At 63.7% G+C, this 15,532-nt stretch carries 14 protein-coding genes; 6 read left to right on the forward strand and 8 right to left on the reverse strand.

What is annotated here, in order from left to right; genetic code table 11:
- The 3 genes from HWE17_RS27250 to gmk all read right to left on the reverse strand — a co-directional run.
- The coding region (locus HWE17_RS27250; RefSeq protein WP_176390940.1) for a bifunctional (p)ppGpp synthetase/guanosine-3',5'-bis(diphosphate) 3'-pyrophosphohydrolase at positions 1-2,257 on the reverse strand (2,257 nt) is incomplete at its 3' end.
- A gap of 82 nt (positions 2,258-2,339) precedes the next feature.
- Positions 2,340-2,543 carry a DNA-directed RNA polymerase subunit omega gene (gene rpoZ, locus HWE17_RS27255; RefSeq protein WP_010400723.1) on the reverse strand — a complete coding sequence of 68 codons (204 nt, stop codon included), beginning with the start codon at positions 2,541-2,543 and terminating at the stop codon, positions 2,340-2,342.
- Between the two features lie 60 nt (positions 2,544-2,603).
- The gene (gmk, locus tag HWE17_RS27260) at positions 2,604-3,242 is read right to left on the reverse strand and encodes a guanylate kinase (RefSeq protein ID WP_080753685.1); all 639 of its coding nucleotides are present in this window, start codon (positions 3,240-3,242) and stop codon (positions 2,604-2,606) included.
- Between the two features lie 210 nt (positions 3,243-3,452).
- Between gmk and HWE17_RS27265 the strand changes: the two genes are divergently transcribed.
- On the forward strand, positions 3,453-3,863 hold the full coding sequence (locus HWE17_RS27265; RefSeq protein ID WP_081922562.1) for a DoxX family protein: 411 nt from the start codon (positions 3,453-3,455) through the stop codon (positions 3,861-3,863).
- 7 nt (positions 3,864-3,870) lie between these two features.
- Here the strand turns inward: HWE17_RS27265 and HWE17_RS27270 are convergent, their stop codons facing one another.
- Positions 3,871-4,761, reverse strand: coding sequence for a YicC/YloC family endoribonuclease (locus HWE17_RS27270; RefSeq protein ID WP_176390941.1), 891 nt, complete (start codon positions 4,759-4,761; stop codon positions 3,871-3,873).
- 300 nt (positions 4,762-5,061) lie between these two features.
- Between HWE17_RS27270 and rph the strand changes: the two genes are divergently transcribed.
- From rph to hemW, 3 genes are all read left to right on the forward strand, one after another.
- Positions 5,062-5,790 carry a ribonuclease PH gene (gene rph, locus HWE17_RS27275; protein ID WP_035821321.1) on the forward strand — a complete coding sequence of 243 codons (729 nt, stop codon included), beginning with the start codon at positions 5,062-5,064 and terminating at the stop codon, positions 5,788-5,790.
- 138 nt (positions 5,791-5,928) lie between these two features.
- Positions 5,929-6,513 carry an RdgB/HAM1 family non-canonical purine NTP pyrophosphatase gene (gene rdgB, locus HWE17_RS27280; RefSeq protein WP_176390942.1) on the forward strand — a complete coding sequence of 195 codons (585 nt, stop codon included), beginning with the start codon at positions 5,929-5,931 and terminating at the stop codon, positions 6,511-6,513.
- The gene (gene hemW, locus HWE17_RS27285) at positions 6,510-7,784 is read left to right on the forward strand and encodes a radical SAM family heme chaperone HemW (protein WP_176390943.1); all 1,275 of its coding nucleotides are present in this window, start codon (positions 6,510-6,512) and stop codon (positions 7,782-7,784) included. Before rdgB ends, hemW begins: the two co-directional genes overlap by 4 nt.
- A gap of 14 nt (positions 7,785-7,798) precedes the next feature.
- Here the strand turns inward: hemW and HWE17_RS27290 are convergent, their stop codons facing one another.
- The 3 genes from HWE17_RS27290 to HWE17_RS27300 form a co-directional block, all read right to left on the reverse strand.
- Positions 7,799-8,977, reverse strand: coding sequence for a tetratricopeptide repeat protein (locus HWE17_RS27290; protein WP_176390944.1), 1,179 nt, complete (start codon positions 8,975-8,977; stop codon positions 7,799-7,801).
- A gap of 130 nt (positions 8,978-9,107) precedes the next feature.
- Positions 9,108-10,826: a methyl-accepting chemotaxis protein gene (locus HWE17_RS27295; RefSeq protein WP_176390945.1), complete on the reverse strand. Its 1,719-nt coding sequence runs from the start codon at positions 10,824-10,826 to the stop codon at positions 9,108-9,110.
- A gap of 121 nt (positions 10,827-10,947) precedes the next feature.
- Positions 10,948-12,021, reverse strand: a complete 1,074-nt coding sequence (locus HWE17_RS27300; protein ID WP_176390946.1) for a patatin-like phospholipase family protein — start codon at positions 12,019-12,021, stop codon at positions 10,948-10,950.
- Between the two features lie 203 nt (positions 12,022-12,224).
- On the opposite strand from HWE17_RS27300, the gene HWE17_RS27305 reads away from it, so the two are divergent.
- The gene (locus tag HWE17_RS27305; RefSeq protein ID WP_176390947.1) at positions 12,225-13,085 is read left to right on the forward strand and encodes a hypothetical protein; all 861 of its coding nucleotides are present in this window, start codon (positions 12,225-12,227) and stop codon (positions 13,083-13,085) included.
- Positions 13,086-13,156: 71 nt separating this feature from the next.
- Here HWE17_RS27305 and tal read toward each other — a convergent pair whose 3' ends face one another.
- Entirely contained in the window at positions 13,157-14,092 is a 936-nt protein-coding gene (gene tal, locus HWE17_RS27310) for a transaldolase (RefSeq protein ID WP_035821310.1), read from the reverse strand.
- Positions 14,093-14,299: 207 nt separating this feature from the next.
- Between tal and HWE17_RS27315 the strand changes: the two genes are divergently transcribed.
- Positions 14,300-15,532 (forward strand): type VI secretion system Vgr family protein (locus tag HWE17_RS27315; RefSeq protein ID WP_176390948.1); only part of this gene is annotated, 1,233 nt, incomplete at its 3' end.

Raw genomic sequence — 15,532 nt, forward strand, 5'->3', positions numbered from 1 at the left:
TCACGCCGGCCACTCTGCGCACGTTGCGCAGCAGGGCGGCCAGGTGGACGCGGTCTTTGACTTGCACGGTGAAGCGCAGCTGGTCGAGGACGTTGTCCTTGTCTTCGTCCATGCCCACATAGATGATGTTGGCGTCGGATTCGCCGATTTCGGCGGCGACTCTGGCCAGGATACCCCGTTCGCTGTTGATCAGCACCTTGATGCGGCAGTCGAAGCGGCGGTTCAGTTCGGTTCCCCAGCGCACGGCGATCCAGCGGTCCGGTTCCTTGGCGCGCTGGCGTTTTGCTTGCGAGCAGTCGCTCGTGTGCACCAGCAGCCCCTGGTCGCGGCGCAGCTGGCCGATGATCTGGTCGCCGGGAATCGGCAAGCAGCATGGCGCCAGTTGCACGGAGACGCCTTCGCTGCCGCAGATGGTGACCGGGTCGAGCTCGCTGCCGCTATTGTGTTCCACCGGCATGCTGGCCGCTTCGCCGCCGATCAAGCCGAAGATATGGCGCGCCACCAGGGTGGCCATGCGCTTGCCGATGCCGATGTCCGCGTACAGCTCGTCCATGGAGTTGGCGCTCGACTCGTTGAGCAGGCGTTCGACCAATGGCGCTGGCAGGTCGGCGTCGATGTTCAGGGTCTGCAGCGCCTGCGACAGCAATTGCTGGCCCAGGGCGATCGATTCGGGCAGGTTGATCGTGCGCAGATGGTGGCGGATGGCCGAACGGGCCTTGCCGGTGCGCACGAACGACAGCCAGGTCGGGCTGGGGCGCGACGAGGAATCGGTGATGATTTCGACGATGTCGCCATTGTGCAGCTCGGTGCGCAGGGGCGAGGTTTCGTTGTTGATCTTGACGGCCACGGTCTGGTCGCCGATGCCCGTGTGGATCGAGTAGGCGAAGTCGATGGCCGTGGCGCCGCGCGGCAGGGCGATGATCTTCGACTTCGGCGTAAACACGTAGACGGAATCGGGGAACAGGTCGACCTTGACGTGTTCGAGGAATTCGGCCGAGTCGCCCGTCTGTTGCTGGATGTCGAGCAAGGATTGCAGCCACGCATGCGTGCGCTGCTGCAAGTCGGACGGGTTCGATTCGCCGCTCTTGTACAGCCAGTGCGCGGCCACGCCGGACTCGGCCGTGCGGTGCATTTCCTGCGTGCGGATCTGGAATTCGACGGGCGTGCCGTACGGGCCGATGACGGTCGTGTGCAGCGACTGGTAGCCGTTCAGCTTGCGGATCGCGATGTAATCCTTGAACTTGCCCGGCATGGGCTTGTACAGGCTGTGCAGGGTGCCCAGGGTCACGTAACAGTCGGCAAAGCTGCCCACCACCACGCGGAAGCCGTACACGTCCAGCACTTGCGAGAACGACAAATGCTTGCTGCGCATCTTTTTATAGATGTCGTACAGGGTCTTTTCGCGGCCCGTGACGTCGGCCTCGAGTTCGGCCATGGACAAGGTGCTTTTCACCGCTTCCATGATCTTGTTGACCACTTCGCGCCGGTTGCCGCGCGCCGCCTTGACGGCTTTCGCCAGCGTGCGGTAGCGCATGGGGTACAGGTGCGAGAACGACAGGTCCTGCAGCTCGTGGTAAATATTGTTCAGGCCGAGGCGGTGCGCGATCGGCACGTACACTTCCATGGTCTCGCTGGCGATGCGGCGTTTTTTTGCCGCCGTCATGAAGTCCAGGGTGCGCATATTGTGCAGGCGGTCGGCCAGCTTGATGAGGATCACGCGCACGTCGGACGCCATGGCCAGCAGCATCTTGCGGAAGTTTTCCGCCTGCGCTTCGATCTGGCTCTGGAATTCGATCTTTTCCAGTTTCGACAGGCCGTCGACCAGGTGCGCCACGGGTGCGCCGAAGCGTTCGATCAATTCATCCTTCTTGACGTCCTGGTCTTCCATCACGTCATGCAGCAGGGCGGCCATGATGGCTTGCGCGTCGAGCTTCCAGTCGGCGCAGATTTCGGCGACGGCGATCGGGTGCGAGATATACGGCTCGCCCGAGCGGCGCATCTGGCCCAGGTGCATTTCGTCGGAGAAGCGGTAGGCTTCCTTGACTTTTTTCAGGTCGGCGGGAGACAGGTATTCGGCCAGCTTGTCGGCCAGATGGCTGACGGAGGCCACGCCGAGGGCGGGCGCTGGCGGTGCTGCGGGGGTGTTGCTGCCGGACGTGCCGGCGCCGGGCGCGGAAGCGCCCTGCGGTTTTGCCGCCTGGCGCGAGGCCAGGGGCGGCAGTGCTGCGGAAGTCGTGTCGGCTGGGGTCAGACTCATAAAACGTCGCGTTGCTTCACAGTGTGAATAAAGGATACGGTAGAACCAGGGGTCAGCACTGTTCCGGCACGCGGGTTCCCACTTACATCGGGACCTTTTTCAGCATTTCGATGCCGACTTTACCGGCAGCGATTTCACGCAGTGCGACAACGGTAGGCTTGTCCTTGGCTTCCACCTTTGGGGTGTGGCCTTGCAGCAACTGACGTGCGCGATAGGTCGCAGCCAGGGTCAGCTGAAAACGGTTAGGGATCTGCTTCAGGCAATCTTCGATTGTGATACGGGCCATAGTAACTCCTAAATTGTGTGCGTGGTGCGGGGCGCTGTGTGAACTGGCGTGCAGAGACGATTATTCTGCGTGCAGGCCCAGCTGGGCGAATAGCGATGCGTTGCGGGCCGCTTGTTGCGCAAACCGGCAACGGGCCGCTCTCACGATCGCGCTCAGTTCGGACAAAGCGACCGTAAACTCTTCATTGATAATAACATACTCGAACTCGGGAGCGTGTGCGATTTCGCCGCCGGCCGCCAGCAGGCGGCGCGTGATCACGTGCGGCTCGTCCTGGCCGCGCTTGTTCAGGCGCTCTTCCAGCGCATCGATCGATGGCGGCAGGATGAAAATGCCGGCCGCGCGCGGAAATTGCTTGCGCACCTGGCGCGCGCCTTGCCAGTCGATTTCCAGCAGGATATCGGTGCCGGCGGCCATTTGCTGTTCCACCATGATGCGCGAAGTGCCGTAGTAATTTCCATGCACTTCCGCCCATTCCAGGAACTCGCCCTGGTCGGCGCGCGCGACAAAGTCTTCCGCCGTCGTGAAGTAATACTCGCGGCCATGCTGCTCGCCCGGACGGGGTGCGCGCGTGGTGGTCGAGATCGACAATTTGATGCCGGGCTCTTGCGCCAGCAATGCATTGACCAGTGTCGATTTGCCGGCGCCCGATGGCGCGGCGACCACGAACAGGCTGCCGGAGAAGGCGGTAGGGTGGCTCATGCGGATCTTTCCATATGCGTGTGATGGCGGCGTGTGCGCTTGCATGGGCGCCGCCCAATCCGGTATTTTACCAAGAGGCAAGGCGGTGAGCCAGCCCCGCGATGCGCCTTGCCGCCAGGCTTGTGCATATTTTGCTTGTTATCTTGAGGAAATAGTTATTTAATTTGGAATGGTTTTTTCTTAATAACTATTTACCGACAGGATGCGCGCATGAAGAATTTCCCGTTTCTCAGTTCCGCCCAGGCCATGTTGCTGCTGCGCGTGGCCATCGCCGTGATGTTCATGGCGCACGCCATCACGCGCATCGCCAATGGCACCATTCCCCGCTTTGCCGGTTTCCTGGAAGACAAGGGGTTCATCTACGGTCTGGCCGTGGTGTGGGCGATTACCGTCGTCGAAATCGTTTGCGGCAGTTTGCTCATCGCCGGCAAGTACACGCGCTGGGCGGCGGCCGGGCTGATGGTGATCTGCATCGGCGGCATCGCCATCGTGCATGCGGCCAAGGGCTGGTTCGTGGGCGAGCATGGCGCCGGCGGCGTGGAATACAGCATCGTGCTGTTTGTCGCCTGCGTCGTCATCGCCGCCAGCGACAAGGGGCGCGCCGGAGCGCGCCTGGCCTGAAGGGAGCTTATTCCAGGTTCTGCACCTGTTCGCGCATCTGCTCGATCAGCAGCTTCAAGTCCATCGAGGCGTCGGCCAGTTCCTTGACGGACGCCTTGGCGCCCAGCGTGTTGGCTTCGCGGTTCAGTTCCTGCATCATGAAGTCGAGGCGCTTGCCCACTTGCCCGCCCTTGGTGAGGATGTGGCGCGTTTCGCCCAGGTGGGCCGACAGGCGCGCCAGCTCTTCCGACACGTCGATGCGGATGCCGTACAAAATCACTTCCTGGCGGATGCGTTCCATGGCGTCCTGGCGCGACAGGGCTGAATTCGAGCCCTGGCTGGCCAGGCCCAGCGCATCCTGCATGCGCTCGATGGCTTTTTGCTGGAAGGCCGCCACCACTTGCGGTATCAATGGCGTGATGCGCTTGACGATGGCTTCCATCGCTTCGATGCGCGACAGCAGCACGGCTTCGAGCGCGGCGCCTTCGCGCTTGCGGCTGTCGACGAAGGCCGCCACGGTACGCTTGGTCAGCGCGCCCACGTCCGCCTGCAGGGACTCCTGTCCCACTTGCGCTTCTTCGATGACGCCAGGCCAGCGCAGCAGTTCGGCCACCGTCATGACGGGAGCGGAGACAAAATGCTGGCCCACTTCGTTTTGCAGGCGCGCCAGTTCGGCCAGCAGGGGCAGGTTCAGCGCCTGCGTGCCGGCCGTCGCCGCCTTGCGGCCAAAGCTCAGGCGTACCTCGACTTTGCCGCGGGTGATGGCGGACATGACGGCGGCGCGCAAGTCAGGCTCCAGGGCCCGCAGATCGTCGTTGATCCGGAATTGCAGGTCGAGAAAGCGCGAGTTGACGCTCTTGATTTCAATTGTCAGTGTGCCTGCAGCACCTTCGCTGGTGGCAACCGCGTAGCCTGTCATGCTTGAAATGCTCAAAGGATTCCCCGATTTGGTCTTGTATACAGTCACTTATACACTTAATCAGCCAGCGCAGGCAATACCGCCCGCGCCGCAAAACAGACCGAAGTACACGATGGCCTGAAAATTGCTGAATAGTGTGCGTTTTACGGCATTGTAAAGAAAATTGTGTTTGGCGGGGCAGGATTGTAGGGATCATGTGTGCGCGGCCCGCCATTGCGTCCTGCGCTGTTGCATGACTGCAAATACACGGGCGCGCGGTGGTAAAATCGCTGCCGCAACCCCAATCACACAGGACATCCCATGACATTTGAATCCCGCCCGAGCGGCCGCGCCGTCGACGCGCTGCGCGCCATCCGCATCACCCGCCAGTACACCAAGCATGCCGAAGGCTCGGTGCTGATCGAGTGCGGCGACACCAAGGTCATCTGCACCGCCAGCATCGAAGACAAGGTGCCGGGTTTCCTGAAGGGCAAGGGCCAGGGCTGGTTGACGGCCGAGTACGGCATGCTGCCGCGCTCGACGCACACGCGCATGGACCGCGAAGCGGCGCGCGGCAAGCAGTCCGGCCGCACGCAGGAAATCCAGCGCCTGATCGGCCGCTCGCTGCGCGCCGCCTTTGATTTGCAGGCCTTCGGCGAACGCACCCTGCACCTCGATTGCGACGTCATCCAGGCCGATGGCGGCACGCGCACGGCCTCGATCACGGGCGCCATGGTGGCTGCGTATGACGCGTTTTCCCAGCTGCAGGCGCGCGGCGCGATCACCGCCATTCCCGTGAAAAGCTTCGTCGCCGCCATCTCGGTGGGCGTCTACCAGGGCATGCCGGTGCTGGACCTCGATTACGTGGAAGACTCGGGCTGCGACACGGACATGAACGTGGTCATGACGGAAGCGGGCCACTTCATCGAAGTGCAGGGCACGGCCGAAGGCGCCGCTTTCGACCGCGCCGGCATGAACCGTTTGCTGGATCTGGCACAGGGCGGCATCGCCGACCTGATCGCCCTGCAGAAGCAGGCTTTGGGGATCTGATCTTTACATGGATTTACACATCGCTGCCCGCCGCGCCGGGCAAAAAGCCCACACTTGCCGCCGTTGAGCGCGGCGGCGGGCCAAGGTGAGGGGAGCGCAAAAGGTTTACAATGTCGGCACTTCAACCGGACTACTGACATGACCCAACGCCTCATCCTCGCCTCCAACAACGCCGGCAAGCTCAAGGAATTCAACGAGCTGCTCTCGACCATCGGTTTTTCCGTCCACGCCCAGGGCGAGTACGCCGTGCCGGAAAGCGACGAACCATTCCACACCTTCGTTGAAAACGCCTTGCAAAAGGCGCGCCATGCATCGCGCCTGACGGGCTTGCCGGCGCTGGCCGACGATTCCGGCGTGTGCGTCAATGCGCTCGGCGGCGCGCCAGGCGTGTACTCGGCCCGCTATGCGGGCGAGCCGAAATCGGATGTGGCCAACAGCGCCAAGCTGATCGCCGACCTGGAAGCGCATGCCGACAAGTCCGCCTATTACTACTGCGTGCTGGTGTACGTGCGCCATGCGGACGACCCGCAGCCCGTGATCGCCGATGGCCGCTGGAATGGCGAGATGATCGCCATTGCGCGCGGCAACGGCGGCTTCGGCTACGATCCGCATTTCTTCATTCCCGCGTTGGGCAAGTGCGCGGCCGAACTGACGTCCGATGAAAAGAACGCGCTGTCGCACCGTGGCCAGGCCCTGCGCGCGCTGGTGGAAAAGCTGCGATGATCCCGATCAAACTGGTGGGCGCCGTTGCCAGGCCGGCAGCCAAGCCCGGAGCGTCGCCCGCGCCACAGGAAGGCATTTCCGGCGCGGCCGGAGCGGCCCTGAAATACCTGCAGCCGGGCGCGCTGAACCTGACGGCCCTGCCGCCGCTGTCGCTGTACATCCATTTCCCGTGGTGCGTGAAAAAATGCCCGTATTGCGACTTCAATTCGCACGAGGTGCGCGGCGACTTGCCGGAAGCCGAATACCTGGCGGCCCTGCGCCTGGACCTGGAAATGGCGCTGCCGCTGATCTGGGGCCGCAAGATCCACACGATTTTCATCGGCGGCGGCACGCCCAGCCTGATGTCGGCGGCGGGCCTGGACCGGTTGATGTCGGACGTGCGCACTCTGCTGCCACTGGAGCCCGATTGCGAAATCACGATGGAAGCCAATCCGGGCACCTTTGAAGCGGAAAAATTCAAGTCTTACCGTGCCAGCGGCATCAACCGTTTGTCGATCGGCATCCAGAGTTTCAATGGCCGCCATTTGCAGGCGCTGGGACGCATCCACGACGACAACGAGGCGCGCCGTGCGGTGGAGATCGCGCACGCGAATTTCGATAATTTCAACCTCGACCTGATGTACGCGTTGCCCACGCAAACCCTGGCCGAGGCGCGGCAGGACCTGGAAACGGCGCTGTCGTTCGCGCCGCCGCATTTGTCGCTGTACCACCTGACGCTCGAACCGAACACCTTGTTCGCCAAGTATCCGCCCGTGCTGCCGGACGACGACGAGAGCGCCGACATCGCCGACATGGTGGCCGCGCGCGCCGCGCAGGCCGGTTATGGCCGCTATGAAGTGTCGGCCTATGCGCAGCCGGGCCGCCAGGCCAAGCACAACCGCAATTACTGGGAATTCGGCGATTATCTGGGCATCGGCGCGGGCGCGCATTCGAAGATTTCGTTCCCGCACCGCGTGCTGCGCCAGGCCCGCTACAAGCAGCCGCGTGCCTACATGGACGCGGTACTAGCCGGTAACCCGGTGCAGGAAGAGCGCGAACTGGCACGCGAGGAAATGGGTTTTGAATTCATGCTCAATACCCTGCGCCTGACGCAGGGCTTTGCGCCGAACCTGTTCGCCGAGCGCACGGGCCTGGCCCTCAACGCCATCGAGCAGCCGCTGAATGCGGCCGAAGCGAAAGGCTTGCTGTACCGCGACCACCAGGTCATCCACCCGACGGCGCTGGGATTGTCCTTCCTGAACGACTTGCAGCAGATGTTCCTGGAAGACTGACGCTGCCTGATGCGCTAATGCGCGCTGGCGGCGCGCAGGCGCTGCAGCTTGGCCGCGTACAGCCCGTGCTCGCTGCGCGTGGTGCTGTTGTCCATCGCCAGTTCCAGCTGGCGTCCGGCCTGCGCCAGCTGTCCCATGCGCGCATACGCCTGCGCCAGCCAGAAGTGGAATTCATGGTAGTAGGGGTCGCGCGCGATCTCGCGCTTGAACAGGCGCGCCGCTTCCTGGTAGTCGGCCGTTTCCATGGCGCGCTGACCCTGGTTGAAAAAGTGGAACGGCGGCTCTGGCTGCAGGGCCAGCAATTTGCGCCGCAGCAGCTGCGCTTCCTCCGCGCGTCCCAGGCCGTCGAATGCCTGCGCCAGGTTGGACAGCAGCACGGTGTTCGATGGCGAGCGTTCCAGTGCGTAAGCGAGCGTGCGCCGCGCCGGTTCGGTATCGCCGTGGCGCAACTGGATGATACCCAGGGTATTGAAGGAGCCCGCAAACGTGGGGTCTTGCAGGATGGCGGCGCGGGCATACCAGTAGGCTTGATCGAGCTCGCCGCTGGCCATGGCTTCGGCGGCGCGATTGTTGAGGTACATGGCCACGATGGTTGCCTCGCGCACTTCCTGCGTGCGCTGGCCGATGAGGTCTTCGCCAGGCAGGAAGTCGATGAGCAGGATGGCATCGGAATCGTAGCCGACCGCATTGCTGAGGGGGCGGCGTTCCAGCGCGAGATTGACGTGGCCTGCGACGAAATACATGTCACCGCTGCGGCTCCAGCTCTCTTCGCCCAGGACCACCTGGTAACGTACTTCCAGCCCCATCTCCTTGGCCAGTGCCGCCGTCATCAGCACCAGCGACAGGCAATTGCCGCTGCGCGCATCGAACGCCTGCGCCGCCGTGCGCGTCATGGCGGCATCATATTCCAGCTGCAGCCCGGCCCGGTTGCGCAGGGCATCGGCCAGCGCGCGGCGGGGATTCTTGCTGCGCGCCTCGCGCGCGATATCGACACGCACATAAAGCCGCATGGCTTCGCTCATGGCAAACGCCTGCTGCGGGTCGACCGGCACGGCCGGCGCGGCAAAGCTGGCATCGTTGAACAGGTCGGGCGGAGGCGGCGTGACGGGCGCCGTGGCGCAGCCGGCAAGGGCTGCGCACAGCAGCAAGGGGGACAGGAAGGCCAGGCGCAGCTGTTCTCTGATACGTTTCATGTTCGTGCTCCCGCAGAACGATGTCAGGCGCAACACGTATCGCTGCCGGTGGAGCGCCATGCCACCTGAAACCAGTATCCTCGCGCGCCAGGGCGCTGTCAAACCCTTTCAACCGGCGCCGCCGTCAGCCTTAAAACTCTTCCCAATCCTGCTCGCCAGCCACCTGCGCCTGGGGCTTGCGCGGGGCTGGCGTACTCCTGGTTGCGATGCCGGGCTGCCTGGCGGTGGGGCTGTTGGCCGCCGGCTTGGCCAGCTGGGTGGGCGCCGGCCGCGCGGTGCGCACCGGCGCCGCCGCGGCCGTGTGTTCGAGCTGGAAGCCGGCCGCCACTTGCGCCAGGCGCGCCGCCTGGTCCTGCATGCTTTCGGCCGCTGCCGCCGCTTCTTCCACCAGGGCCGCATTTTGCTGCGTCACCTGGTCCATCTGCGCGATGGCCTGGTTGACCTGGTCAATGCCCATGCTTTGCTCGGCGCTGGCGGCAGTGATTTCTGCCATGATGTCGGTGACCCGGCGCACGCTGTCGACCACTTCGCCCATGGTGTTGCCGGCCTGCTGCACCAGCCGCGTGCCGTTGTTGACCTGCTCCACCGAGTCGCCGATCAGGGTCTTGATTTCGCGCGCCGCCGCGGCCGAGCGCTGCGCCAGGCTGCGCACTTCCGTGGCGACGACGGCAAAGCCGCGCCCCTGCTCACCGGCGCGCGCCGCTTCGACGGCTGCGTTCAAGGCCAGGATATTCGTCTGGAAGGCGATGCCGTCGATGACGCCGATGATGTCGACGATTTTCGTCGATGCCGTATCGATGGCGCCCATGGTGTCGACCACCTGGCTGACGATGCTGCCGCCCCGTTCGGCCACGCCGGAGGCGGCCACCGCCATCTGGTTGGCCTGGCGCGCATTGTCCGCATTCTGCTTGACGGTGCTGGTCAGTTCTTCCATCGACGACGCCGTCTCTTCCAGCGAACTGGCCTGCTGCTCCGTGCGCGCCGACAAATCCTGGTTGCCGGCGGCGATTTCGCCCGACGCCGTGGCGATCGCATTGGTGCCCGTCTGCACTTCCGACACCACCTTGCGCAGTGCCTCGTTCATGCCGTGCAGCGCGCGCATCAGGTCGCCGATTTCATCGCTGGCGGGCGCGCCGAAATGCGTGCGCAAGTCGCCATCGGCCACCGTTTCGGCGACCTTCACGGCGGCCTTCAACGGTTGCGTGATCGAGCGCGTGATCAGCCAGGCGCAGACGCTGCCCAGCGCCACCACCAGCACGCACAAGGTCAGCAGCAGTGTGAAGCTGCGCCCGTTGGCCGCCTCGATTGCGTGCGCCGTGGCGTCGATGGCCTGGCGCTGCTGCGACAGCAGGGCCTTGACGTTGTTCTGGTATTTGGCGGCGGCCGGCGCGAAGCTGTCGCGGTAAGTGCTTTCCGCCTGCGCCGCGTCGCCGGCCTTGCGCGCATTCATCACCAGGGTCTTGGCGTCCTGGTACTTGACGCGTTCGGCGATGGACGATTTGAAGATGGCTTTTTCCTCGTCGCTGTCGAGCAGCGCCTCGATTTTCTTCAGCAGTTCGCTGCCCTGTTTCGTGCTGTCGGCGATGGTGTCGGCAAACACGCTGGACAGGGTTTCATCCGTGCTTTTGGCGATCATCGACGTGCGCGCGATGGCCGAATAAATCAGCACGTACCAGTCCGAGACGAGGCGTTCCTTGGCCAGCGGTTTTTCCATCATTTGCCGCGTCGCTTCGGCATTCACGTGGGCGCTGTACAGCGCATACGAGGTGGAGATCACGGACAGCAGCAGCACCAGCGCGAAGCCTGCAGCCAGGCGCGTGCCGATACGAAGGTGGGAGAGGGCGTGCATGGTTGGAGCTCCTGTCGCAGAGGGGATTTAATTGCCTGTGCGACATAGTATGCACTGATAAGTGACCAATAGGCGAGGGAAAAGCGCGCTTGTTTTGGCGCCTGTTGCAGTCTCGCCCGTGCTACAGGTCGAGCGCCTGGCGCAGGTCGGGCTGTTCGGCCCAGCGGGCGAAGGCGGCCGCCATGCGTTCGCTTTCGGCGATGGCGCGGCGCCAGTCGCGAATGCGCGCCGCGTGGTCTTGCCCGTAATGGGGGAAGTCGCGCCGGTCCGGCAGTTTGCCGTTCGGCAGGCTGGCCACGAAGGCGGGCGAGGGCGAGACGAGGATCATGTTGTCGAGTGCGCTATCGCCGCTGCGCGCGCGGCGCCAGGGCATGGCCTTGTCCAGCCAGCCCGGCACGATATGGTCGGCAAAATGCGGGTACAGCACCAGATCCGGTTCGCGCTGGTAGGGCAGGTGCAAATGGTAGTCGACCAGGCCGCCGTCCCAGTAGCGCCCTGGCGGCGCGCCAGCGATGTCCGTCACGGCATCGAGCACCAGCGGGATGGAACCGGAAGCGAGCAGCGCGTCGCGCAGGTTCTCTTGCGCCAGCGGCACGAAGTGGGAATGAAAGGCGTCGAAGCGCGAGCGCAGCCAGCTGGCGCCATCCGGCCCGGCATGGAACACCGCGCGTTCCAGCGAGGCGGCCAGGCGCGCGCGCGCCACGGCGTTGCCGGCGGCCGCCAGCAGGAAGCCGCGCCGGTCGCGCCATTTTCCCGGCTGCGCCAGCGCGCCGACGCCGCGCACGGCCAGCACCGACAGGCTGTGGCGCTCGTGCTGCAGCAGCTGCGCATCCTGGCCATCGAGTACGGCGTCGAGCAGGGCGCGGCAGGTGCGGCTGACGTGCGCCGCCTCGGGCTTGTCGGGATAGCGCTGGCCCACGTATGCGCGCACCAGGCGGCGCTGCGCGGCCACCGGGTCGGGAAACACGGCGGCGGCCATGCGCCAGGCGCCGATCGAGGCGCCGACGAAGTGGCGCGGGCGGGGCGCCTGCGCCAGAAAATCACCGAACAGCCAGCAATCGAGCTGGTGCAGGATCAAGCCTTTCGGCCCGCCCGCGGCGGCAGGCACGATGGCGATGTCGCTCGCGCACAAGCCGTTTTCGGCAATGCGGGCGCGGGCGCGGCGGCCCAGGCGGATGGTGATCGGTGATTGCATGAGTAGTTGTTGGCGGCCGGTAGCCAGGTATTTTACCGCCAGCGTGGCGCCACGACGCAGTCGCGCTCGTTATAGTCACATTGTTAGTATTAATAAATTTCTTTCAGGCAACCATTCTTTTGAGAAATGTTGCATAATATTGGACGTTGAATTTTTGGCATGAGCCAAGGATTCCTTATGTCTTGCTTTTTTATTGGAATCGTATGCAACTGAATCACGCTTTTGTTCTGACCCTGATCGCCGCTTCGCTCGCCGCTTGCGGTGGCGGCGGTTCGTCTTCCCCATCCGACACGTCGGTTGCCGTGAATACGGCCAAGCCTGCCGATCCGGTAGCGCCCGTCGTTCCAGTCGTTCCCGCCGTGCCGGCGGCCACTGGCGAAAACACGGGCACCGTCAGCGCCCGTTTCGTCAATGGCGACAACAGCCGCTACGTCTTTACGTCGATCGGCTTGCAGGGTAATGGCAAGGCCGGTCTGCTGGTACAGGATGCCTCCGGCGCCTTGAGCACTATCGGCGGCATCGTCCTGACGGGCAATCCGGCCGTGACGCGTGAAATCAGCGGCGACGCCAGCTTTGCGCAGGGACGCTGGTTCAAGGGCTCATTCAGCAATAGCTCTGGCGCCACGACGTTGAGCGGCAACAATGCCAGTGCGCATTACATCGCTTATAACGTGCTCGCCGCACTGCCAGCGACCGGCACGTTCTCCTGCGATGCAGGCACGTTCACGGCGCCAAGCTATACGGGTGGCAGCAGCGTCTCGTCGACAGCTCACTTTGGTACAGTCAGCGGTAATGCCAGCATGTCCTTCGATGCCTCCGGCGCCAAAATAGCGCTGACCATCGACGCCAGCGCAGGCGGCAGCACGGGCAAAGTAACGGCTTCGACGACCATGGCTTCGGCCGCGTCGAGCAGTTTCACCGGCGGCTACCTGTCGAATGGTTTGGGCGCGCAGCTGATGCTGGGCGACGGCGGCGCTGGCAGCTACCTGCTGATCGCCGCTTACAAGGCACAACTGGCAAATGGCGCCAATTACCAGGGCGTAGCTACCTTCCGCTGCTCCTGATCACGCGGGCATGAAAAAAGCGGCGCCGTGCATTGCACGGACGCCGCTTTTTTTGCGGTGAGGATCAGCGATTAACGCAGTGCCGCGACCATCTGTTTCAGCTTGCCGGAATCGACGCAGAAGGCGCGGATGCCTTCGGCCAGTTTTTCCGTCGCCATCGCGTCTTCATTCATCATGAAGCGGAAGGCTTCTTCGTTCAGCGACATTTGCACGATGTTGGTCGACGGCGCCGCTTCGGCGCTCAGCTTGCGTTCCACCGGCGCATCGCTGTCGGCCAGCTTTTGCAGCAGGTCGGGGCTGATGGTGAGCAGGTCGCAGCCGGCCAGTTCGAGGATTTGCGACGTGTTGCGGAAGCTCGCGCCCATCACCTCGGTCTTGTAGCCGAACTTGCGGTAGTAATTGTAGATGCGGCGGACCGATTGCACGCCCGGATCTTCCGCGCCCATGTAGTCGATGCCCGTCGATTTCTTGTACCAGTCGTAGATGCGGCCGACGAACGGCGAAATCAGCTGCGCGCCCGCTTCGGCGCAGGCGATGGCCTGGGCCAGCGAGAACAGCAGGGTCATGTTGCAGCGGATGCCTTCCTTTTCCAGGATGGCGGCGGCGCGGATGCCTTCCCAGGTGGAGGCGATCTTGATCAGCACGCGCTCGCGGGCAATGCCGGCGTTCGAATACAGGGCGATCAGGTCGCGGCCCTTGGCGACAGTACCTTCCGTGTCGAACGACAGGCGCGCATCGACTTCGGTGGAGACGCGGCCGGGGATGGTTTGCAGGATTTCCACGCCAAAGGCGATCAGCAGGCGGTCGATGATTTCGGCGGTCGAGGCGTTCGGATGGTCGCGCACGGCCTTTTCCAGCAGCGGCTTGTATTCATCCTTTTGCACGGCCTTCAGGATCAGCGACGGATTCGTCGTCGCATCGCGCGGCGTGTAAGCCTGGATCGATTGGAAGTCGCCGGTGTCGGCCACCACGGTAGTAAATTGCTTCAGTTGTTCGAGTTGGTTCATGGCTGCACGGGAAAGAGTGAATGGGCTTGCCGGAGTATTGTACCGAATCCATTGCCCGAAGCATCGACTATTGTCTTCCCCGCGCACTACTTGTTCAATTGAATCTTGCTTTTTTGAGAACTCGCGCATAATTGCCTGGACTTGTTTATTTTGCACATTGTTTTGATAAGCAATGTGTGATGCCACTTTCCAGATGAAGAGCATCATTTGACACAAGATATCGTTAGCGCGGTAGCCGCCTTCAATGGTGCGACGCGTCTGTATGCATTGTCCATCGGCGATGATGGACAGGACGGCGGCTTGCTGGTCGAAGCCTTCGCCGCCGATGACCGGCTGCAGGCGGTTGGCGCGCGCGAGATTATCGCCTTGTCCACGAATGCCCATGTTGCGCTGGCCTCCCTGCTGGGCCAGCCTGCCAGCCTGCATATCAGCCTGGCCGACGGCACGCGCACGCAGTTTCCCGGCTATATCAGCGCAGCGGCCATGCTGGGCAGCAATGGCGGCCTGGCGCGCTACCGCTTGCGCATCACGCCCTGGCTGTGGCTGCTGACGCAAGTGCGTAACAGCCGCGTATGGCAAGACCGGAGCGTGACGGCCATCGTCGACGAGGTATTGCAAGCCTATGCGCCGCATGCCCTGTGGCAATGGAGCGACGAGGTGGCGCAGTGCATGCGGCAGGCGGGCGAGCGCAGCTATTGTTGCCAGTACCGGGAATCGGACTACGATTTCGTGCGCCGGTTGCTGACGGAAGAGGGCATCGCCTGGCGCTTCGAGGCGCACACGCTGATTTTGTTCGCCGACAGCAGCCAGCCCTGCGCCACGCCCGAGGACGCCAGCAGCGCGCAAGACGGCGGCTTGCGCTTTCATGGCGCCAGGGCCGGCGAAGCGAGCGACAGCGTGCAAGCGCTGTGCGCGCGGCGCAGCCTGCACGTCGGGCTGAGTAGCGTACTGAGCTACGATTACAAGGCCAAGAAGGCGGTCGCCGCCAGCGTGCCGACGAATCTGGCCATCGGCGGCGAGCATGCCCCTGTGCTGGAAAGTTACGATACGCCGGGCCAGTACTGGTATGCGAATGGCGCGCAGGCGCAGCACTATGCCGCGTTGCAGATGCAGTCGCGCGAAGCGCGCGCCCAGTTGTGGCAGGCGCGCTCGACAGTACGCACCCTGCGCGCCGGCACGCGGTTCACCCTGAAGCAGGGGCCGTTGCCGCAGGCCGATGGTGCCGCGTCCGACTATGTCGTGCTCCGCGTGGCCAGCATCGGCATCAACAACCTGCCGGCGTCCGCGTCGCAGGCGCTGGCAGAACTGTTCGGCCCAGTGCCCGAACTGCTGCAAGAAGCCATGCCTGGCCTGGGCGACGGCTTTGCCGACTTTGCCGCCGCGATTGCCCAGGCGAAAGCCAGCGGTTACGCCAACTGCATCGAGATGCTTGCCGCGGCA

Source organism: Janthinobacterium sp. BJB401 (assembly GCF_013372745.1).
Taxonomy (GTDB): Bacteria; Pseudomonadota; Gammaproteobacteria; order Burkholderiales; family Burkholderiaceae_D; genus Janthinobacterium; species Janthinobacterium rivuli.